Source organism: Pedobacter cryoconitis (assembly GCF_014200595.1).
Classification (GTDB): Bacteria; Bacteroidota; Bacteroidia; order Sphingobacteriales; family Sphingobacteriaceae; genus Pedobacter; species Pedobacter cryoconitis_C.
In genome coordinates, this window is sequence record NZ_JACHCG010000001.1 from 1,173,990 (window position 1) to 1,196,451 (window position 22,462).

General features: G+C 37.9%; 21 protein-coding genes and 1 pseudogene. 9 read left to right on the plus strand and 13 right to left on the minus strand.

Features of this window, described 5'->3' with window-relative positions:
* The first annotated feature begins 3 nt into the window (after positions 1-3).
* A complete protein-coding gene (locus tag HDE70_RS04850) occupies positions 4-324 on the plus strand; it encodes an ArsR/SmtB family transcription factor (RefSeq protein WP_183888364.1) in 321 nt (106 codons plus the stop codon).
* Entirely contained in the window at positions 321-818 is a 498-nt protein-coding gene (locus HDE70_RS04855) for an SRPBCC domain-containing protein (RefSeq protein WP_183888366.1), read from the plus strand. Before HDE70_RS04850 ends, HDE70_RS04855 begins: the two co-directional genes overlap by 4 nt.
* 9 nt (positions 819-827) lie before the next feature.
* Here the strand turns inward: HDE70_RS04855 and HDE70_RS04860 are convergent, their stop codons facing one another.
* The 5 genes from HDE70_RS04860 to HDE70_RS04880 form a co-directional block, all read right to left on the minus strand.
* Complete coding sequence (locus HDE70_RS04860; protein ID WP_183888368.1) at positions 828-1,505, minus strand: hypothetical protein; 678 nt, start codon at positions 1,503-1,505, stop codon at positions 828-830.
* 70 nt (positions 1,506-1,575) lie between these two features.
* Positions 1,576-2,160: a Crp/Fnr family transcriptional regulator gene (locus tag HDE70_RS04865; RefSeq protein ID WP_183888370.1), complete on the minus strand. Its 585-nt coding sequence runs from the start codon at positions 2,158-2,160 to the stop codon at positions 1,576-1,578.
* A 41-nt stretch (positions 2,161-2,201) separates the two neighbouring features.
* Complete coding sequence (locus tag HDE70_RS04870; RefSeq protein WP_183888372.1) at positions 2,202-2,612, minus strand: DUF3592 domain-containing protein; 411 nt, start codon at positions 2,610-2,612, stop codon at positions 2,202-2,204.
* 53 nt (positions 2,613-2,665) lie between these two features.
* Positions 2,666-3,067 (minus strand): DUF3592 domain-containing protein, encoded by a 402-nt coding sequence (locus HDE70_RS04875; RefSeq protein WP_183865565.1) that lies wholly within the window; start codon positions 3,065-3,067, stop codon positions 2,666-2,668.
* Between the two features lie 77 nt (positions 3,068-3,144).
* Positions 3,145-4,200, minus strand: coding sequence for an alpha/beta fold hydrolase (locus tag HDE70_RS04880; RefSeq protein WP_183888374.1), 1,056 nt, complete (start codon positions 4,198-4,200; stop codon positions 3,145-3,147).
* Between the two features lie 268 nt (positions 4,201-4,468).
* Between HDE70_RS04880 and HDE70_RS04885 the strand changes: the two genes are divergently transcribed.
* The 4 genes and pseudogenes from HDE70_RS04885 to HDE70_RS04900 all read left to right on the plus strand — a co-directional run bounded on the left by HDE70_RS04885 (position 4,469) and on the right by HDE70_RS04900 (position 6,692).
* Positions 4,469-5,251: a DUF1223 domain-containing protein gene (locus HDE70_RS04885; RefSeq protein WP_221302006.1), complete on the plus strand. Its 783-nt coding sequence runs from the start codon at positions 4,469-4,471 to the stop codon at positions 5,249-5,251.
* A 313-nt stretch (positions 5,252-5,564) separates the two neighbouring features.
* Positions 5,565-5,822, plus strand: a complete 258-nt coding sequence (locus HDE70_RS04890; RefSeq protein WP_183888376.1) for a hypothetical protein — start codon at positions 5,565-5,567, stop codon at positions 5,820-5,822.
* 67 nt (positions 5,823-5,889) lie between these two features.
* Positions 5,890-6,534: pseudogene (locus HDE70_RS04895) on the plus strand (PLP-dependent aminotransferase family protein); the annotation flags it as partial.
* A 17-nt stretch (positions 6,535-6,551) separates the two neighbouring features.
* Entirely contained in the window at positions 6,552-6,692 is a 141-nt protein-coding gene (locus tag HDE70_RS04900; protein WP_183888378.1) for a hypothetical protein, read from the plus strand.
* 13 nt (positions 6,693-6,705) lie between these two features.
* Here HDE70_RS04900 and HDE70_RS04905 read toward each other — a convergent pair whose 3' ends face one another.
* Positions 6,706-7,263 carry a transcriptional regulator gene (locus HDE70_RS04905; protein WP_183865570.1) on the minus strand — a complete coding sequence of 186 codons (558 nt, stop codon included), beginning with the start codon at positions 7,261-7,263 and terminating at the stop codon, positions 6,706-6,708.
* A 330-nt stretch (positions 7,264-7,593) separates the two neighbouring features.
* On the opposite strand from HDE70_RS04905, the gene HDE70_RS04910 reads away from it, so the two are divergent.
* Genes HDE70_RS04910 through HDE70_RS04920 form a run of 3 tightly spaced genes read left to right on the plus strand, consistent with a single transcriptional unit; the run spans position 7,594 to position 13,481 of the window.
* On the plus strand, positions 7,594-8,892 hold the full coding sequence (locus HDE70_RS04910) for a TlpA family protein disulfide reductase (RefSeq protein ID WP_183888381.1): 1,299 nt from the start codon (positions 7,594-7,596) through the stop codon (positions 8,890-8,892).
* A 10-nt stretch (positions 8,893-8,902) separates the two neighbouring features.
* Entirely contained in the window at positions 8,903-12,097 is a 3,195-nt protein-coding gene (locus HDE70_RS04915) for a SusC/RagA family TonB-linked outer membrane protein (protein WP_183888395.1), read from the plus strand.
* Between the two features lie 4 nt (positions 12,098-12,101).
* A complete protein-coding gene (locus HDE70_RS04920) occupies positions 12,102-13,481 on the plus strand; it encodes a RagB/SusD family nutrient uptake outer membrane protein (RefSeq protein ID WP_183888397.1) in 1,380 nt (459 codons plus the stop codon).
* A gap of 54 nt (positions 13,482-13,535) precedes the next feature.
* Here HDE70_RS04920 and HDE70_RS04925 read toward each other — a convergent pair whose 3' ends face one another.
* From HDE70_RS04925 to HDE70_RS04955, 7 genes are all read right to left on the minus strand, one after another.
* Entirely contained in the window at positions 13,536-13,865 is a 330-nt protein-coding gene (locus HDE70_RS04925; protein WP_183888399.1) for a hypothetical protein, read from the minus strand.
* A 199-nt stretch (positions 13,866-14,064) separates the two neighbouring features.
* On the minus strand, positions 14,065-14,484 hold the full coding sequence (locus tag HDE70_RS04930; RefSeq protein ID WP_183888401.1) for a MauE/DoxX family redox-associated membrane protein: 420 nt from the start codon (positions 14,482-14,484) through the stop codon (positions 14,065-14,067).
* 129 nt (positions 14,485-14,613) lie between these two features.
* Positions 14,614-15,198 carry a Crp/Fnr family transcriptional regulator gene (locus HDE70_RS04935; protein WP_183888402.1) on the minus strand — a complete coding sequence of 195 codons (585 nt, stop codon included), beginning with the start codon at positions 15,196-15,198 and terminating at the stop codon, positions 14,614-14,616.
* A 177-nt stretch (positions 15,199-15,375) separates the two neighbouring features.
* Positions 15,376-15,825, minus strand: coding sequence for a GNAT family N-acetyltransferase (locus HDE70_RS04940; protein WP_183888405.1), 450 nt, complete (start codon positions 15,823-15,825; stop codon positions 15,376-15,378).
* Complete coding sequence (locus tag HDE70_RS04945; RefSeq protein WP_183888407.1) at positions 15,822-18,029, minus strand: alpha-galactosidase; 2,208 nt, start codon at positions 18,027-18,029, stop codon at positions 15,822-15,824. The genes HDE70_RS04940 and HDE70_RS04945 overlap by 4 nt, the downstream gene beginning before the upstream one ends.
* A gap of 101 nt (positions 18,030-18,130) precedes the next feature.
* Positions 18,131-20,503: a glycoside hydrolase family 95 protein gene (locus HDE70_RS04950; RefSeq protein ID WP_260159933.1), complete on the minus strand. Its 2,373-nt coding sequence runs from the start codon at positions 20,501-20,503 to the stop codon at positions 18,131-18,133.
* A 3-nt stretch (positions 20,504-20,506) separates the two neighbouring features.
* On the minus strand, positions 20,507-22,462 hold the full coding sequence (locus HDE70_RS04955; RefSeq protein WP_183888409.1) for an SGNH/GDSL hydrolase family protein: 1,956 nt from the start codon (positions 22,460-22,462) through the stop codon (positions 20,507-20,509).

Genomic DNA, 22,462 nt, shown 5'->3' on the forward strand with positions numbered 1-22,462 from the left:
GAAATGAGAAGAGATGTATTTCAGGCTATTGCCGATCCTACCCGCAGAGCTATCCTGGCTTTATTAGCCCTTCATGCGATGACCCCGAATGCTATTGCTGAACATTTTGAAAGCAGCAGGCAAGCGATATCCAAACATATTAAAATACTTACTGAATGCCAGCTCGTTAATCAGGAGCAATCCGGTCGTGAAATACACTATCATTTTAACCCTCAAAAGATGAAAGAAGTGGATACCTGGGTAGCACAATTCCGTGCACAATGGGAAAGCCGCTTTGACCAATTGGATGAACTATTGAAAAACCAAAACCATAAACAATCATGACAAAAAGAGAAGCAGTCTTTTCAAAGGACATGGAAAACAAAAAAGTTAGCGTAGTCAGGTTATTTGACGCCCCATTGGAGCAGGTATGGAAAGCCTGGACAACGGCAGAAATTCTTGATTTGTGGTGGGCTCCCAAACCCTACAAAGCGGAAACCGGGCTTATGGATTTTCGCGAAGGCGGACAATGGCTTTACTGTATGGTAAGCCCTGAAGGTGCAAAAACATGGTGCAGGGTAGATTATCATACCATTGATTCCCAAAAGAGCATCACCAGTGTAGTTGTATTTTGCGATGAACAGGGCAATGAAAATCCGGACTTTCCAAAAGTATACTGGAAAAAACAATTCAGTCAGCCAGACAGCAGCACTACGCAGGTAGACGTCGAAATCAGTTTTGATCAAACAGCTGATATGGAAATGCTCCTGAAAATGGGCTTCGAAGGTGGATTTACAGCAGGCTTGAATAATCTTGATGAATACCTTGAAAATTTATAATTGAGTACATTAAATGGATGAATTTATCAGCCGTTTTATCGTAACCAGGTGAGCAAGTAGTACGCCCGGAACTATACAGCAGGGAAGCCAGACAAAAGGGAAGTAAAGCAAGGCCACATTAGGTTGGTCGAATGCGAACTGCTGAATAGGAAAAGGTGCAGATAAAACGGCTGTACTCACAATATTAGCAAGAGACAGTAAACAAAGGATATTCCATGCAATTAATACTTTGCTGTTCAGCACTTTTTTGATATAGCCAAAATAATAGACTATTGGTGCCGTCAGCCCGCATAGTATATCAAAATTACGGCCTTCAAAAGTCATAATTTCAGGAACGACGCGGTGCAGATATAACCCATATAAGCCTAACTCTACCGGGATTCTAACCAGATGAAGTAACGTCAATGTTTTAAGGCTAAAACCATCCAGTATATTCCTTCCTTTTCTGGTAAAAAAACTGACCGCAATCAGTATTACCGGTGGAAAAACCAATAATGCGAATCGGGGTGGGAAGGTGGAGGTTACCGTATAAAATCCAGATAAACTAACGACAGCCTGTAAGGCCAGCCAGGAAAGTATAATCAGAATTATTGATTTTGAATAATTGCCCGCTTTATAGAGCATCAATACACTGAAAATTGTACTGAGTATAAAGATGAGTTTGATATAAAAAGGTAAGTGTTCCATAGCTTTATTTGTTTATACAAAGGAAGCATTGTGAACACAGGCAATTCTTGCCATATGACAAGAAATAAGGTTATCTTTTCTTTGCCAGCTCTTTTCGTATCCTGCTTAAAGAAGTATCCGTAACGCCAAGATAAGAAGCGATGTTTTTCAAAGGCGCATGCTGGAATATTTCTGGATTTGTTGCCAACAGCTGCTCATATCTTTCTTCTGCGGTTTCAGTAATCATAGCTAATGTTCTGATTTTTAATGCTGCAAACCCTTTAACCAAAACTGATCTGCCGAATTCCCTGAATTCCGGGAGCGTATGAAAAAGATCATTCAGCTGCTCATAGTTGATAGCCCAGCCTTCACAATCTGTTAATGCCTGGATATTTTCCTGAGATCTGGTGCGGTTAAAAAAGGAAGAAACTTCAAATATCAGTTGTCCTTGTGTATAAAAATTTGTTGTTACTTCATTGCCTTCCGTATCATGCGCAAATGCGCGCATATATCCTTTTTCGAGGAATAAATATTCATCACATATTTTACCGGCTGTAAGCTGTAATTGATTTTTAGAGATGGTTTTTCTGGTAAAGTGAGCTGCAATTTCAACAGCGGCAGCAGCAGAAACCAGGTTCGTGTTTTTGAAGAAGCTGATCAGATTTTCCTGAAGCATAAGTTTACCGGTGATTTAAAAAACAAGATAGGGTTTTGAGTTTACAACTTACGCAAAAAACGCTTGGAAAGCTGATATCCAGCACCAATTACCATTAAATAAATGGAAGTGCATAACAATACAATTGTCCAGCTGAAGAGACCAAAATAGGTAAATAGCCTGGCAGATCCCGGTTCGTTGGGGTCATATGCAAATGTAGCCTTTTCTCCAACTTTCCAGTTTGCTGGTGAACTGGATGAGGTATGTTTATAAATAAAGACCCCGTTGTTTTTGGTTTTGATAGCAAATATTGGTCTGTAGGAATCTCCATCAGAATCGCGTAACAATTCTAATGTTGTTACTGTTCCGGTTGCCCGCTCACTATTTTTCAGGAACGTTATAGAGTCACTTAAAATAAATAAGGATGCAAAGCATAAAATAATGCCAAAGATTAAAGCTATACGGTAGTACATTTAGCTATCAATTTATTATAAAATAAATATAATAAATTGGTAGCTAAATAATGTCACAAGCAAAGTAAAAACAGGAAATACCCTGCACCTAATACAATTAATGGCAATGCAATTGATAGTAATCTGACCGGCCAATTGAAAATACTGGAATAGGAAAGGAATCTTGCAGTTTCCGGATGACCAGCATCATATGCGAATTTAATCTGATCACCAACAGCCCAGCCTGGGCGGGAACTTGATACAGGATGGGTATAGGTATATTCCTTATTGTCTTTTATCCTGAATGTAAATATTGGCCTGTAGGTATCCCCGTCACTATCGCTCAACTGTTCAAGTTCTGTGACTGTACCAATTGTCTGCACACTGTTTTTTACAAACGTTATGGATTCTTTCAGCGCATTTAATGCATAAACTAACAAAATAATTCCGATGATTAAAGCAATACCATATATCATATCGATCTATTTAAAGCGAGTGCTGCTTATAAATATAACTAATTATCATATGATTTTCTTTTCTGTCTCCTCAAAACTCAATTATAGCTGTCAACTTCAATAACAGCATCAGCAAATGCCTGAGGGGCTTCCTGTGGTAGATTATGTCCTGCGCCTTTGATAATTTTGTGCGTACGTTTACCAGAGAATTTTTTAGCATAAGCTGTGCCATCTGTGGCCGGGGCAACTCCATCAGCATCACCATCAAGCGTAATTGCGGGTACGGAAATTACCGGTCCTTCAGCAAGTCTTTTTTCCAGTATATCGAACTGCGGATCACCATCAGCAAGACTTAATCTCCAGCGATAATTATGGATGACAATTGCAATGTAATCCGGATTATTAAATGCTGCTGCAGTACGTTCGAATGTAGCCTCGTCAAAATTCCATTTCGGAGAAACATTTTTCCAGATCAGTTTGGCGAAATCATTCCGGTTTGCCTCATAACCAGCCCGGCCACGTTCGGTTGCAAAATAATATTGATACCACCAGCCCCATTCGGCCTTTGGCGGCAATGGTAATTTGTTGCGTTCTAAATTGTTAATCAGGTAGCCATTCACTGACACGATTGCCTTACAACGTTCTGGCCAGAGTGCAGCAATAATACAAGCTGTTCTTGCTCCCCAATCATAACCAGCCAGGATTGCCTGATTAATTTTAAGTGCATCCATAAAGGAAATAATATCCTGGGCAACTACAGACTGCTGACCATTCCTGAACGTTTTTTTATCCAGAAAACTTGTTGTGCCATGACCACGTAAATACGGGACGATCACCCGGTAACCTTTTGCCGCGAGTAAAGGAGCAACAGCTTCGAAACTGTGAATATCATATGGCCAGCCATGCAGCAGGATGACAGGCTGACCTTCTTTAGGGCCTGCTTCTGCATATCCAACATTCAGCACACCGGCGTTGATCTGCTTTATTTCGCCAAATGAATTATTTGTTCCGCTGGTCGTGATCTGGAAATCTGCTGCTGATTGAACAGCTTGTGCTGTTGCTGCGCCACTAAGCATAACGAGCGGACCGGCTGCGATAGTGATCGCGGCCGCACTTAAGAAACGGCGACGATCATATTTAAGTTGTTCTGACATATTATCTTTTTTAAGGTTGGTTCAAAAATAGTACTGCACCAACTGCTGTTCTATCTATAAATGGTTTAAATAGGCTAATTTGATACTGGATAAGGCATTTTTGAACTTGAAATTTTTTGGCTGAATCCTGCGTTATTATGTGCAGTTGAATCGGGGATTTCCAGGGCGGGAAAAGACTGACTCGCCAGGAGTTATGCCGGATTCAACTGGTTTCCTGTAAAAGACGCGTTGATTTTGAAATAATTTTGAGGAACAAATCAAAGAAAATATGAAAACTTCAGCAATGACAATCTGCTTCATGATCACCATTCTATCTCTTACTGCATGTGGTCAGCATAAAGGAGCTGCTAAAAATGACATCGTAAAAACTGATGGAAAAGGTTTTGCCGTATTAGAGTTATTCACATCCGAAGGCTGTTCAAGTTGTCCGCCTGCCGATGAGCTTCTGGCGAAAATACAAAAAGAAGTAAAGGATAAACCTGTTTACTTACTAGCTTATCACGTTGATTATTGGGACAGACAAGGATGGAAAGATATTTTTAGTAATGCTGATTATTCTAAAAGACAGGTACAATATGGAAATTGGTTGAATAACCCGCAAATTTATACTCCGCAAGCAATTATAAACGGGAAGTCTGAATTTGTAGGGTCTGAAGAATCCCAGATCCGCCTTGCAATTTTAAAACAACTGGCTATCAATTCAGAGACTACATTGACCCTTCAGGCAAAGCAGTCAGAAAAGGAAGTTCAGGTAAATTATCAGACTACAGGCGCACCAAAAGGAAGTGTTTTGGCTCTTGCTATCCTGCAAAAGAATGCACAAAGTAAAGTAGTACGGGGCGAGAATGCGGGACGTGAACTTTCACACGTACAAATCGTTCGCAAATTGCAAAGCAATTCTTTAAGTGCTACAGGAAATGGAATAGTCACTATAGCATTGCCAAAAGATTTTAATGCGCAGGATTTTGAAATATTAGGGTTGATTCAGGATAAAGATAAGGGTGGGATTTTGGGCGCAGCTAAAGCCTCTTTAGTTCGTAATCATGATTAATTATTTTTCCATAAAAAGAGATCTAAAATTGTTTAGATCTCTTTTTATGATGTTTTATCTCTCTAAATAAGTTCAAGACTTTGACGTACTGCGCTCATTGCACTCCAGAATCCGGCGAATCCTCCGCCTATTATTACTAACTTTTTTCTCATGATCTGCTGGTTATTTTGTCAATTGTAGTGTGTACATTTTTAATGGATTGTTCAAATAGATCGCCGCCAAAAGCCTCTCCATTAAGGAAGTCTCCTGAATATCATCAACCCCCATAATGTTAAAGACTGTTTTCAGATAAGGTTTGCGCCGTAAAACGATCATGGCTGCTTATAATGACCTGATCGCAGAGGACTGGGTTGAAAGTGAGGAAAGAAAAGGATATCGGGTTCCTTCGCGGTTACCATTTGATCAGCTCGACCATATACCGGCATTACCAAAAATATCACCAGGATATCAATTAATTGTAGATGATGGTTTTCCTGAGACTGATATTTTTCCTATTGAAAAGATATTAAAAGAATACCGGAAACTTTTGGGATTTAACATACTTAAAAAATCTGCGTCCGTTGGGATATAGGGGGAAGCAATAGGTTTAAAGAAGCATTGCATTCCTTTTTAAATGAGACCAGGGGGCTGAATATAACGACAGAGAATTTAATTATTACCCGTGGTGCGCAGATGGCTATCTATATAGCGGCATCACTGATAGTGAGGGAATGGATATCGATGCGGTAGAAAATGCATTAAAGAATCAAAAAATAAAGTTACTATATATCATTCCGCATCATCATCATCCTACTACCGTTACTTTAAGTTCTGCACGCAGAACAAAATTGCTGGAATTGATCAGGACTTATCAGTTACCTGTTATTGAAGATGATTACGATTATGATTTTCAATATCAATATAGTCGGTATTTACCTTTGGCGAGTGGTGAACATGATGGAAACGTTATTTATATTGGTTCATTAACTAAGGTACTGGGGGCTCCGTTCAGGTTAGGTTATATGATTTCAACAGGTGATTTTTTACGGAGTGCGATGAAATTTAAATCATTGATTGATTTAAGAAGCGATGTTCTGATGGAAGGGGCAATCGCATCATTAATGAGCAGTGGCGAATTTTCCAGGCATATCAAAAAAGCGAATAAGTTGTATGGATTTCGCTGTGATTATAGTGCTGATTTAATCAAGAGTGAATTAAGTGAAATGATTGAATTTACAAAGCCGCAAGGAGGAATGGCGCTTTGGTTAAGGTTCAAAAAAAGGAATTTCCGGTTTCACAGGTAATTAATAAGGCTTCGTCAATGGGGTTGCAGCTTTTAGGAAGTAGTTATTCCAGAGGGAAAGAGTTAAAGCATAAGGGGATCAGGTTTGGTTTTGCTTCTGTGAATGAGTCAGATATTGACTTTGCAGTGGAAGTTTTGAAGAAAATAAGTTTGAAATGATTGCATATGCCTGTTAAGAGCCTTTTTTTGACTTAAGCTTGTATAAGTATATACTTTTATTTCCCGTTTTGTCTTCTTTAGATAAAACTCCTGAATCCGTTAACCTGTTTAGTTGTCTTGAGATTTCTTTGCTGCTGAAATCTCGTTTATATTCTTTTTTTATATATTTTCTGACATAATTAACTTCTCTCTGTTCAGCAAAGAACATCGTTGGAATTAATTCCTTTTTTATAAAATAAGCTATACTTTCTTCTCCTTGTCTGGCGACGAAGAATTGAGGATTGTTGACATTTTCTTCGTAGAAATTTTTGATGGTCTCTATAGTTTCCCATTTTTTGAGTTTAAAAAGTTTGGCTGAGAAGATCACATCAATTTCTACTCCGAAGAAGTCTGCTATCTTTCCGGCGGTTTTACTTGAAATAGAGGCTTTTCCATTTTTTATTGTGCGAAGATGGTTAACAGATATATCAGTTGCAATTGCCAATCCTGTAACGTTGATGCCCGTTTGGTCTAGTAAAGAAGTAAGCTGATTTCCAACTAGTTCAGCCCTCTGATATTCATTTTCTTCCATAATAAATCAAAAAGAGATATAAATCTGTCCTCATTATTAATGAAATAGTTGTTATTATGGATTCAGAATTATATCTTTACACTATGATTTAATAGATATCTCGAACAGAGAAATATTGTATGATGATTTTCTTTATCATACGCTTATTAAACAGAGGCTTATTCCTATATTTTAAGATTATTTATCCTTCCTTCCGACAAAAGTCGTGATGCATCCTGCATGCACAAAAAACCTAAAACTATAACCTAAATCCTTTTTGAATGCCGGTCAATCCATTCTGACAAGAATTGGTATTGATCATTAATTTTTAATGATAACTAACCGATAAACATGAAAAAAACGATCTCAATAATCGCTATGGCCACGCTTTGCCTTTTTTTAAGTGTAACAGCTCAGGCTCAGGTAACGAAACAAACTTATAAACCTGTTAAAATAGGGGACAGAATCCCTGATGTAACATTGACTAATATTTATAACTATAAGACTACAAAAACTAATCTTTCTGATTTTAAGGCTAAACTGATTATTCTTGATTTCTGGGCAACTTATTGTACTTCTTGTGCATCTGATTTTCCGAAAACAGAAGAGCTGCAAAAAAAATATGGAGTAGAAGTTCAATTTATTAAAGTGACTAATCAGACAAGGGCAGAGGCATTACCTTTCCTAGAGAAATTTTATAAAGATAAACCATCAATTATTCCATCAATTACTGACGACAAGGTATTTCATAAACTATTTCCTCATCACTCTATCCCACACTATGTGTGGCTGGATCAAAGTGGAAAAGTAGTCGCTGCTACTACTGGTAATCAAATCAAAGAGAAGTATATTGATCGGTTTCTAAATACTGATACAATTGGAAATATGCGTGTCAAAATCGACATAGATACAAAAAAACCACTGTTCATTGCCAGTGACCTATTAAAAAACAACCAATTAAAATATTATTCTATTTTTTTTCGGGGCAGATATTATGGGATGAATCCTGGGTTTAGACGTATAAATAACGACTCGGGTGTTCAAACAGGGGTGGCTATGACTAATTTGTCACTATCAATCATGTATAGCCTGATTATGTCTAACCTCTTTGAGCAAAAGGGACAACAATATCAGGAAAGCAGAAGTATTATTCTGGTAAAGAATCCCGCTTTGTTAATAGATAATGATGAGGTTGAAGATGATGATCTGGATGAACGCTATACTTACGGATGTAATGCACCTGATCTGAAAAATGTTCCTTTGTATCAATATATATTGGAGGATCTGAACCGATATACTAATTACCTGGGAAGTATAGAGAAAACTAAAGTTAAATGTTTGTTATTGAGACGTAAAGGTAGTGCTGATAAGATAAAAACTAAAGGTGGTGTTTCTCAGAATACTCTTTTTTCTGATACAGAGTCTAAAATAACTAATTATTCTCTTAAATATTTCATGATCAGTCTTACTGGTTTGCCTTTTATTAAAGCTCCTTTATTCGATGAAACAGGGTACAATTTCAATGTTGATATTTCTTTATCTAAGCAGACAAGTCTGTCGGGTTTAAGAAAAGAGCTTAAAGCTTATAACCTGGAGTTGGTTGAAGGAGTCAGATACCTTGATATGTTCGTATTAAGGGATAAGAAATAACGAAAAGAAGATGAGGAACTTAATCATAATCATAGTGTTGATCATTTTCACACTTAGTGTTAACGGCCAGCAAAAAAATAATGGAAAGGTGATATCTGCTGAGACTGGTGAACCATTAAACCGGGTGACTATCAAAAGCGGCAGCACAAAAAATATGATTTATACAGATGAAAATGGCTTGTTCGTGCTCTTGCTAAATTCTGAAAAGGATACACTTGAATGCACGCGTGTAGGCTATAGAAAAAAAAGAATGCTTGTCCATCAGGGTGAATCTTTACTTATTAAAATGGAACCTCTTGAACAAATTCTGGAAGAAGTTAGTATTGTTTCATCTGGTTACCAGAAGTTAGCTAAAGAGAGAGTTACTGGTTCTTTTAGTTTTATTGGGCAAAAAATTTTCAATCAGCAGGTAGGGACAACAGTTTTAAGCAGGTTAGAAGCGATAACTAACGGTGTATTTGTGGATAGAAGTACAGTGGGTGGCAGAGGTAATCTGGTTGTAAGGGGACTGAGTACAATTCGCGGAGCTAAAGGTGCTTTGATTATACTTGATAATTTTCCTTATGAAGGCAATCTGGATAACCTGAATCCAAATGATATTGCAAATATCACTGTGCTAAAAGATGCGGCAGCAACTTCCATCTGGGGGGCAAGAGCCGGAAATGGAGTCATTGTGATTACGACTAAAAGAGGGAAATTTAATCAGCCTTTAACTATAGATTTCAATGTAAATAGTACAATTATTACTAAACCTGATTTTGGCTACCTGAACCAAATGTCTTCCGCTGATTTTATAGCAGTAGAAGAATTATTATATACAAAAGGAAGATATAAAGATGATATCACTTCTATCAATAGAATAGGGCTTACCCCGATTGTAGAGTTGTTAATCAGGAAAGATAAGGGGGAAATATCCAACGATTTTTATAACGCTGCAAAAGCTGATTTGGGTAGGGTTGACATAAGAGACCAGTATGCCAGATATATTTATCAGCAAGGTTTAAACCAGCAGTATGCGCTAAGTTTAAATGGAGGTTCAGCCCGCCAAAATTGGAGCTTAGCGACCGGGTATGATCACAATTCTTCTGAATTGGATGAAAAGTATAACCGATTTAATATGCGTTTCCAAAACACATTACGCCTTGTTAAAAATTTAGAGTTAACAGCGTCAATGTTTTATACACAAAGTAAAAGTAGTTCTGGTAGACCAGCGTATGGGATGATCAGGTCTGGTACAGACCTGTATCCCTATGCGCGTTTTGCTGATGATCAGGGTAACTCGCTGCCTATCATGAAGGACAATCGTATGGGATATATTGATACAGTTGGTAAGGGAAGATTGTTGGATTGGAAATATTATCCATTGGAAGATTATAAGCATTTAGTAAATACAGTGTCGGTCAGTGACCTGCTGATTAGTACTGGTTTGAATTACAGGCTGATCAATGGGTTATTTCTGGATGTAAAATATCAATTTGAAAGACAGCAAACAAACGGGAGAAATCTGAGCGATAAGGATAGCTATTTTGCGAGGAATCTGGTGAATACTTACACGCAGCTTCCTACTGCAAAAGAGATAATTTATAAGGTTCCAAAGGGCGGTGTGTTGGATTTAGCTAATAATGTACTACAGTCTCATAATTTGAGGGGGCAGTTAAATTATAGTAATAACTGGAATAAACACGAGGTCAATATTATTGCTGGCGGTGAACGCAGAGATTCAAAAACTTTGTTTGATCAGAGCCGTGTTTATGGGTATGATGACCTCTTGATGAATTATGGGAATGTAGATTATCTCACTTCTTTTCCAGAGTTTAAAACAGGTACACGAAGCTATATTTCCGATAACAGAAGTCTGGATGAAAACGTAAACCGTTTTGTTTCTGCTTATGCAAATGGTTCGTATACTTATGATGGTAAGTATACAGTATCTATGAGTGCAAGAAGTGATGCTTCGAATTTGTTTGGGTTAAAGGCCAACGATAGGTGGAATCCTTTATGGTCTGCGGGTGCTTCGTGGGAGGTTAGTAAAGAAAATTTTTATCATTTGACATTGCTGCCTTATTTAAGATTGAGGTCGACTTATGGTGTGAGTGGAAATGTAGATCCCTACATGACTGCTGTAACTACCATTGCTTATATGAGAAATTCCAAATACACACCTTCGCCAGCGGCACAGTTTCGCAATTTCTTTAATCCGGATTTGACCTGGGAACGATCGGCAATGTTTAATCTGGCACTGGATTTTAGATTTAAAGGGAACAGATTTTCTGGTAGTATTGAATATTTTAATAAAAGGGGAACAAATCTTTTTGGCAACGAACTAATTGATTATACCGGTGGAATTGGTTCTATAGTACTGAAAAATGCAGCAAGTACAAAAGGAAACGGTATGGATATAGAAGTAAATACTTTAAATATAGTTGCAGGTGATTTTAGCTGGGCCAGTAATCTGAATACCAGTTTTTATAAAGATCAGGTGATCGATTATTATTTACCTGATATGCAGGCTAACAATTTTATCAGATCAATGCCTTCAATATCTGGTATTACTGGTAAACCTGTTTTTGCAATCTATTCTTATAAATCCGCTGGCCTTGATCCTTTAAATGGTAATCCTAGAGGATATGTAAACGGAACTGTTAGTGATGATTATCTATTGCTAACAGGGAATACCGTCAAATTGAAAGACTTGAATTATCATGGTTCTGCTCTACCTGTATTTTATGGATCTCTTGGCAATACTTTTACTTATAAAGGGATTAGTCTCGCTGTGAGGTTTACTTATAAACTGGGATACTATTTCAGGAAATCTTCAATCAATTATGGAAGCCTTATTAGTGAAGGAATAGGGCATGCTGACTATGGGGCACGCTGGCAGAAGCCTGGAGATGAATCGTCCACTAAAATTCCTTCATTAGTTTATCCAAATAATGCTTCAAGGGATGTCTTTTATATGGGTTCTGAAGTGCTTGTAGACAGAGCAGATCATATTCGCTTACAGTTTGTAAATCTTTCTTATGATTTGCATCAGGATAAGATGAAATTTTTGCCTTTTAAAAGTATGTCTATCTATATAAATGCAGCCAACCTGGGCTTGATATGGACAGCCAATAAAGACAATCTTGACCCTGATTACCAGATGCCAAATGTACTTAAACCTTCAAAGACTTTTTCTCTTGGAATCCGTGCTAACTTAAACTAAACAGATGATGAATAGATTATATAAAATTATAACAGCTGTTCTGGTAATTTGCTGTTTGATAAACCTGATAGGGTGTGAAAAATTTCTGGATGAAAAAACCAGTAGAAAGCTGGCTGTTCCTACTACGTTAGGAGACTTCCAGGCTTTGCTTGATAATGTACCTAAGATAAACCAAAACTCACCCAGTGCGGGGGAAATAAGCTCAGATAATTACTATCTAACTGATGAAAAATGGGAGTCTCTCGCAGACGAAAATGAACGCAGGAAGTATACCTGGGAAAAAGATCATCTATTCGCTAATAGTTTTAATGAATGGGACGATATTTATCAGGCAATTTATTTTTGTAACACCGTTTTATCAGGCGTAGATAAAGTAAAAAGAACCGGATCAAATGCTACTGAATGGGATAATGTAAAAGGTCAGGCACTTTATTGCAGAGGAAATAATTATCTGGACGCCACAGTGATCTGGAGTGAGGCTTATGATAAGGAAAGTGCACCATCTGATTTGGGTTTGCCATTGCGTTTGAATACAGATTTTAATGAAGTTTCTATAAGATCAAGTGTTCAGCAGACCTATGCACAGATTATTCAGGACGTGAAAGGCTCAATAGCTTTATTGCCTCTGGTGCCACTATCAAAATTCCGGCCTTCAAAATCAGCTGCTTACGGACTGTTAGCCAGAGCATATTTATCAATGCGGGATTATGAAAATGCTTATAAATATGCAGATTCTTGCTTGTCTTTAAATTCTAATCTATTGGATTACAATACGATTGATTATGGAGGGATTTATCCTTTTACAGTAGCGAATAATACGGAGGTGATCTATTTTAGATTTATGAGTTCGACAGATATCATTTATGATACGACGCCTATTATAATTCCTGAAATATATGATTCTTATGCACTAAATGACTTGAGAAAACAGGCGTTTTTTGAGAAGAATGATGAAGATGAGACTTATTATTTTAAGGGTGGTTATGGAGGAGGAATAAGCTTGTTTTGTGGAATTGCTACGAATGAGATTTTTTTGATAAAAGCAGAGTGTCTTGCCAGGATGGGGAAGGCCAGTGAGAGTATTGATTTGCTGAATTCTTTAGTAGTTAAACGTCGGGATAAGACTAAAGTTTATGTCCCTTATACTGCTGCTAATGCTAATGAAGCACTTCATCTTGTTTTAAAAGAACGAAGAAAGGAATTACTGATGACTGGACTAAGATGGATGGATATTAAACGGTTAAATAAAGAGGGAGCGAATATAATGCTGACCAGAACTTTGCATGGACAAACGTATAATCTTCAGCCTAATGATTTAAGATTTGCTTTACCTATTCCAGAAGATGTGATTGCTACATCTGGAATAAGTCAGAATAAAAGATAATAGTAAGAACTCCATGGATAAGGCCTTAACAAAGAATTACCCATGGAGTTTTAATTATGGTTTAACTGCTCTTTTTGAAACAGAATTATTAATAATCTGTTGAGGGGTATGGTTAAGCAGGTAGCTATCTAATGTTTGACCTGCTGGGACTATAAGCTCACAAGGTGTTTTTGTAATTCTTTCACATTCATATTTATTATTTAATTGCACATTCCATGCCGCTGGTGAAGTTAGCATGTTGTTATCGACACCATTGAAAAAATAGGAGGTGTCAAACCGGTTCGGATTTGCACTTTTAAAAGCACTCTGCGTAAATATTAACCCACCTGCTATCACTACTACCGTTAATCCGAATGTATTTACATTCTTAAAGAATTTATTCATAATATAAGTATTGCGACAGATCATTTATAATGCCCTGTCTTCATTACCGTCCAGAAACCTGGAAGCTCCATTCCTTCGGGCTAAATATTAATTCATCATATTACAGCTGAGCTTGTTCGCTGTTCCTGATATTCCTTCAAATTTTGGCGGCTCTCCTTTCTTTTTTACTGTTAAACACTCTGTTAATTAAGAAACATGACTATTTGTTGATCAGTATTCTTTCCAGAAAGATGCCCGTTAGAGCGAGTAAAAGGAAAAAGATATTAAAAATCAGATGTAAACTGTAACTCATGTGTTTGAGTATACCGCCACAACTGCAAGGGATTCTGCCGAATACACCTGTCATCGTAATCGCAATATAAATAGTAAATAAGGCGAGCAAAATAAGAGAAGCGTAAAATCCTGTTAACCTTAATGGCTTATAGAGTAAGAGTGCTACGACAAACAATTCCAAAACAGGTATAGCCCATACCAAAATCATTGCAATAGATCCAGGGAATACCTGGTTGAGCATTTCTGATTTACTCCGGGTAAAGTCGGTCAGCTTGCTTAAAGCCGCATAACAGAATAACAGGGCAATTGCAGTCGCAATTCCTTGCAATATGATTTCTTTTCTCATCCTGACTGATCTCCTTTTGGAAACTCAGATTAAATGTCGGGAGGATTGAATGTTATTGCGGTTGCTTTTTGGTGGATTCGTATACACCAAATGTTACATTCGTAATATTCATTTGGTGAGTTGAACTGATCAATTGTCTTTTCTAAATCTTGATAAGGAATTGGGACTTATTCCCAGGAAGTAGGCAATATCCTTCATTTTGGCATTATTAAACAAAGAGGGATGTGCTTTGAACAATTGGAGATACTTTTGCTTACCACTTAAATGAAGTCTGTTGCGCTGGTATTCTTGTCTCACAGCATCATAGTGATCTCTGATTTTTTTAAACAGGAAGTCCATTTCTTTTTCCAATCTTAAATAATCTTCTACATTCATATAGATTAAATGGCTGTCTTCTAAAAGCTCAATAGAACTTGGCGCTGCGGTCTCGCTAAAAAAGCCTGGAATGGTATAAAGTAAATCTCCATTAAATGAAAACCATAGGGTTTGTTCCTGAACCTCAGCATTTTTATCTTCTTTAAATTCTCTTGCCGAACCATCAAAGATGAACCATAATCTCTTCTGTATCTCTCTCTGATTAAGAATCCGGGTTCCTTTTTTACTAACCTCTTCAAATACCATATCTATCAGCATCACTTTAACCACAGAAGAAAGTGGCATTAGTTTTTCTAACATTAGAATCAACTGCTGAAATGCGTGAGGACTTATGGCCATTATCTTTGTTTAGTACACATAATAGGACTAATCATGAAGTTTAAGATCCGGCTACAGTAACAGGAGAGGGAGGTGAGCGCTTCAGGTAGTTATTTGCTAATATAACTAATTTGTTATTAAGTTTAATATTTGTGTTAATAAGTTTATTTTTTTAATTTATTATGCAATGATACTTTTTTATTTCAATTTTAACTTCATTCCCTCATGGCTACTTACAAAACCTATTTTCTCATAAAACCGGATTGCATCAGGTCTTCTTTTGTCAGAAGTCAGTTGTACCATATGGCAACCCTTTTCTTTTGCCCGATGAATTGCATAGTCAAACACCTTAGTTCCAATTCCCTGACCACGATATTCCGAACTCGTCCTTACCGCTTCAATCTGCGCTCTTAATCCACCTTCATAAGTCAGATACTGAAGAAATGTGAGTTGAAAAGTAGCAACTTTATCCCCATTGATTTCAGCTATGGTAAGTTCCTGATTCGGATCATTACAAATCTTTTCAAATGCTTCTATATACTTATCCGAAAGCACATTGTTTTCTCTTTCAGCTCCGAGCGTATCATCAGCTAACATTTCTAAAATGTCCGGAAGATCCTGTTTCGTGGCTAATCTGAATGCGCTCATATCTCTTTTATCTTTACAATTACACTTGTTCTGCCCGTATTTACTTCCGGATTAAACCCAATATTCATTAGGAAATCGCCCGAAAAAACAACATCTTTTTTTAACGTAGATTGTGTACCAGGATAGAGGTTAATCTCTTCCAGTTTATACTTCTTTTTCGGATCAAGCCCTTTTAATCTGATCGGTGCTTTACTACTTTCCCCATACCTGTAATTAACCAGGTAATTAAACATCACTGCTGTTGATTTCGCAGCATCCACATACATCAGAGCAGCCATATTCTGCTCATGCGGATTTACCAGGCGATACTGATCACCCTGCCAGATAACCTGCTTTAATCCATCATAACCCTTCACCGCATCCTGACAAAACTTTAAATCATTTTCCTTCAACTCACTCACTACAATATCAAATCCAAGTTTCCCCATCATCGCCACATCAGTCCTGAATTTAATAGGTTGTTTGCCCCAATCTGTAACATGGTTCGAGCTTGCAATAGCAGGATAGAAGTAAGAATAATCCCACTGTATAAATATGCGTTCTAATGGATCAGTATTATCACTAGGCCAGAATTCTGTGAAATACTTCAACGCACCGTAATCTACCCGGCCACCGCCACCTGAACATAACATCATTGGTACAACCGGATACTTAGCCCTGATCCTTTCCAGTACTTTATACAATCCACGCACATACTCCACATAAAATTGTGACTGGTTATTTTTCAGATGAGCAGAATAAGCGTTGTAAATAACCGCATTACAATCCCATTTAATATAAGCCAGCTCGGGCGCTTTAATAAACAAAGAATCTACAATATTGTAAACGAAATCCTGCACTTTAGGATTACTCAGGTCCAGCACCAGCTGATTTCTGAAATAATGTTCATCTCTGCCTGGTTGTTTGACTACCCAGTCCGGATGTTTACTATATAAATCACTTTTAGGATTTACCATTTCCGGCTCAATCCAGATACCAAATTTTACGCCATTGGCACTTGCATCCTTAACCAGAGAACTGATACCATTCGGTAATTTTTTACGATTTTCCTGCCAGTCACCTAACCCGGCATGGTCATCATTTCTAGGGTGATTATTTCCAAACCAACCATCATCCAATAAGAATAAATCTACACCCAGATTTTTAGTCTGCTTTAATAATCCACTCAACTTCTGCTCATTGAAATCAAAATAGGTAGCTTCCCAATTGTTTAACAAAGTAAGCCTGTTTCCTTTACCATCAAGCAGCTTATAGTTCCTTGCCCAGCTTTGTAATTTTCTGCTTGCTTGGCCTTTTCCCTGGTCAGAAAACGTATATAAAAATGCAGGAGTCGCAAACTCCTCATTCGGTTTTAATTGATAAGCAGATGCATAATTATTTATACCAGCGATAATTCTCAGGTTATCCTGAAAGTCTACTTCGAAGTCAATTTTAAAATTCCCGCTCCATTCCAATGCACCGTACAATACATTTCCTTCATCTTCGCCCGCTGGCTTATCTAATGATATCATAAATACCGAAGGCATAAACAAGTTTGCACGTGTTCCTAATTTAGTATCCAGTGTTTTTATACCATGCGTTAACTGCGATTCTTCCGGCTGCATTTCTTTAGCCCAGTCCCCATGAAACTGCTTCAGCCAGTAGCTTTTAGCTTTAAGATACAAATTTGCCGACGCAAACTTCTGCAACGTAATATTACCTTTTTCATGGTGTTTAATTACGCTCCACTGCTCAATTACATCCTCCTTATAATAAGATTTATAATATAAAGTAACTTCAAAATTATAAACAGGATCTTTCAGCAACACCGTCAACAACGAAACATTATCATTTAACCGGGTTTGCTGATGACTCACATATCTTAAATCTAAAGACAGATTACCATCTGTATGAATTACTGAAATAGCAGGTTCTACCAGGTTTTTTGATCCTGATGGGGTATAGGCAGAATTCAATAAACCACTATAATCTTCTGTCTGCTTATAAACGCTTTTAATAAAATCATATTCTTGAGCATCGGCCAGTTTTTTACCTAAAAAGATGCTCTTTAAATTTTTGCTTTCATCGGCCTGTAAAACCATTGCATTATGCGCTGTTTCTATAGGGATGGTAATGTTTTGTGCCTGGCTTTGATTGGCAGATGCGATCGTAAACAAGGAAATAAAAAAGGATTGCGATAAAACGGATTTGAATAGTTTGTTCATTGAATTAAAATCTTGTTTAGAATACGATTAGCTAATCAGCCTATAAGTTATTATTTATTCACTATAAATTTATACGATCAGGTTTCAGCGTGAGCTAAATGTTACACACCAGCGGCTATAACTTCTTTAAGCTGTCCGTTAATTTTCACTTTAACCTTACGCGGTTTTGCAGATGTAATGCGATAACTAGTCACTTTTCCATTTTTCCAGTCAAAATCTACTGTAAAGTTGCCGCGGGCTTTCATGCCTTTCATACTGCCCGATGATTTCCAGCTATCCGGAATAGCCGGTAGAAGTTCTATAAAACCTGCATGACTTTGCAACAGCATTTCGGCAATCCCGGCTGCGGTGCCAAAATTTCCATCGATCTGAAAAGGAGGGCCGGCAGATAACAGGTTAGGATAAATCCCACCTCCTGCGCCATAATTTATATCAGTTTTATAAGTAGGTTTCATAATCTCTTTAAAGAGTTTATAAGCCCGGTTACCATCATGAAGCCTTGCCCAGAAAAGTTGTTTATAAGCAATTGACCAGCTCGGCCCGTCATCTCCGCGCACATCCAGTGTTTTCTTACAAGCTTCGGCTAAATCAGGTGTAGCTTCCGGAGTAATCAATGAAGCCGGATACAAGCCATACAGATGAGAAATATGGCGGTGATGTATATCGTCTTCTTTGTAATCCTGCAACCACTCCATCAATCTGCCATCTTTACTAATCTGACCTGCCGGAGGTAAGTCTTTCAGTTTTGCAGTCAGAGAATCACGAAATGACTGATCCATTCCTAATAATTTAGAAGCAGTAATCACATTATTGAAAAGCTCTCTGATAATTTGGTTATCAATAGTTGGCCCTTCAGTAATACTCGCCTTTTTGCCATTGGGCAAATAAAAATCATTTTCCGGTGATGAAGACGGGGAGGTAACTAACCAGCCTGTTTTGCTATCTTTTAATAACATACTGCTATAGAACTTTGCAGAACCTTTTAATACCGGGTAAATGGAACGTAAATAGTCTGTGTCTTCTGTAAAAGCATAATGCTCCCATAAATTGTTACATAACCATCCGGAACCGGATTTGGTTATCCCCCACGAGGCGCTTTCTCCCGGCTCTGTGAATCCCCAGATATTGGTGATCACATGTGCTACCCAGCCTTCAGCATTGTAATAAGCTTTTGCAGTTCTTTCTCCCGGTTTTACCATTCCTTTAACCAGTTCTGCCAGCGGTAAATTGAGTTCTGAAAGATTAGAAACTTCTACTGGCCAGTGGTTCATCTGAACATTCACGTCCAGGTGATAATCCCCGTTCCATGGGGTTTGGATCTGGTTAGCCCATAGCCCTTGTAAATTGGGAGGTAATAAACCCACCCGGGTGCTGCTTATCGTTAAATATCTTCCAAATTGATAAAAGAGTACAGGCAGTTCAGTATCTGCATCCGGATTTTGATGAAAGCTTGATAATCTTAAATCTGTAGGTTCTGTGTTGGCTTTGGTATTTCCTATGTTTAAGCTTACTCTGTTAAATAGCTTTTGATAATTAGCAATGTGTTGCGCCTTTTGTAGCGCATAAGTCTTTTTCATGGCCAGTTTCAGCTCATTAGCAACCTTCTGCTCATAATCAGGGTTTTTAAAATCAGTTGCTGCGGAAACATAAATGATAAGTTCTGATGCATTTTTTATAGTAATTGTGTTTCCTGTAGTACTGATTTTTCCATCTGCTGTCTGCGCTTTAACTTTCGCCAGATATTTCATTCCGGGAGCATCATTGCCGCTATTTAAGGTACCAAACAACTGAAGCTCATTTTCCTGTGCTGTAGTTACAGCTCTCTCCGGTCTGCTGATCGAAATTGTACAATTGATCTGATGTGCTTTATCGGCGGTAATCCGAATGATATTAATATCATCTCCAAAGCTGGTGAAATACTCTCTTTTATAATTTACACCGCCTACTGAATAAGTGCAATCAGCGATTGCATTATTTAAAGATAGTTCTCTTTGATAATTATCGAAGGATGGATTTTTCGAAGTATTTCCAGCGTAAGTAAAGTCCACACTTAAATCTCCTAATACCTGGTATTTACCAAATGGTTCACCTCCTGATCCGACACCTTTACAAATGAAATCTTTGTCGATCAAGGCTTGGGCCTCGTCATTTTTTCCTTCGGAAAGAAGCTTTCTGATCTGTGGTAAACTTTTATAAGCCTCATAATTATTGGCATCCTGAGGGGCACCTGACCATAAGGTAATATCGTTGAGTACAATGTGTTCCTTTCCGATACCTCCATCTGGCATCATGCCTAAACGGCCATTACCAAGAGGTAATGTTTCTTCCCACTGCCGGGCTGGTTTAGTGTACCATAATTTTAAAGGAGCTTGCTGAGTCTTTAGCATAGCTTGCTTTGATTTTAAAGTGACTTGCTGCGCTCCGGCCTGATAAGATAATAAAGCGATAATAATACTGATATAAAGTCTATTCATAATTTAATTCTTTAAGAAATATACTATCCGGCATGCATTGCCTTTACTGTTGACATTCCTGGTTTGATCAATTGATATATTTAAAACGTGATTACCTTTTTTCAGGCCGCTGCCTAATAACAAATACCACGGTAAATGCAGTGAATTGCTCCAGGGAGTAAATAAGTCCATCTGTTTTTGCTTTTCCCCATCTATGGAATAGCTGATTACTCCTGCATCCGGGCCGGAAATAACGGCGATACCAATTGCATCTCCAGTGAAACGAAGGGAAAGAGCAGCTCCGGGATGATTAGTACTTAATACAGGAACGTTGACAAAACCTGCTCTTGTACCGGCACTATCCGAAGGTGTCCAGTTTTGATCGATCTTCCAGTTTGCATCGTGCTTTGCATTTGTTATCGCATCATAACGGCCACTGGAAAAATTGTATTTGTCTATTTCCTTTGGTAAGGATGCTGAACTGTTTGTTTTGTAAGGGGCACCTGCCCATTGATTAAAACAAGAATTCAAAAAGCTTTTAATGGTTGCGAAATATAATTCCTGTCCATAATAGGAGGGATGTAAATCTTTAAAATCATCTTCCCAGCTAAACTCTTTATTGTTGATCTTATCATAGACCTCTCTGGCCAGATTTATTGATGATAAATTGTAGTGCGCTGCAATGCGTTCATGATTGGCAATTTCAACAGGTACCAGTCGTTGGGCATAATCCCGGTTTTTATCCGGATCTGCAAATTCCATCAGCAAAATATCTATCGAAGGATTACTCTTTTTAGCCTGTCTTACTATACCCTCTAAAGCTCTTACCTGGGTTAAACTATCCGTACTATTTGCGCGGTCATTCACAGCGGCTTCAACAAATAACAAATCTACTTTCCCCGAATCAAGCACATTCTGCTGAAAGCGGAAAGTATGTGGTAAACTACCCAGTGAAGGGATACCTGCTGCAATAAAATGGAACTCGGTTCCGGGAAAACGTTCCTTCAAATAAGCAGTTACTTTCTGTCTCCATCCAGGATTATAAGTAATCGATCCACCCAAAAAAGCTACAGTCGCCTTCTTGGTTTGAGTGATTGTACGGTAGAAATTATTCAACCCATTTCTGATTTTAAAGTAATCACTATAGGGTAAAACTTTTTTTACCGGATAGCTATTGGAAACTATAAAATCTGCATACTTAGCTGCATCGTTAATCGGAATATGATGTCCATTCATCTCCTGAGGGCCGTCTGTGATTGGATAAACCAATGCAGGGCCACCCAGATAAGTATATCTATGTACAAAGATATCTAGATTCTCTTCCCTTGGTGCTAACTGATCATTGATACCGATTACGTTTAAAACCGGTATTTTAAAAGCTGCTAATCCTTCCAGATGATCAATTGGGTTATCATTAAAAGCAATAGCTTGTTCTTGCGTAAAATGATAAGCTTCTTTCAGCTGTTTCCAGGAATCCGCATCTCCCTTACTCTTCCCTTTGGCACCGGGCCAGCTTTTAAAATCATAAACCGGTGTTTCTGCATAAATACAGCTAACCTTATCAGGATTACGTTTAGCCCAGCCTATCGCATATAAAGCGCCTCTGCTCACAGCCTCTAAAGCTGGCTTTGAAGATAGCTTCAGGGAGTCTGTAGCATAACTGTAAAACTGATCCCAGATCTGTAAATCGTCAGGACTTCCATAGGCATCAGCTGCATCCACAAAAGCAATGTAAAACCCCCTGACTAATAACAAACTATCCATTTCCGTATGCCAGTCCGGAAAGGAAGACCTCCAAACCCATGGATTGCCCGGCAATGCTTTTGCTGGTTTCACCGTATAAGCTGAATGTTTGTTGATAGTTGTAAAAGTGCGTTCAAATCCTTTCCACTTATCTTTTTTGGAAGGAGGTAAAGTCTGGCTTATCACTTGAACACTGCACAAGATCAGCAGGAAAAATAACTTATAACTTAATTTCAA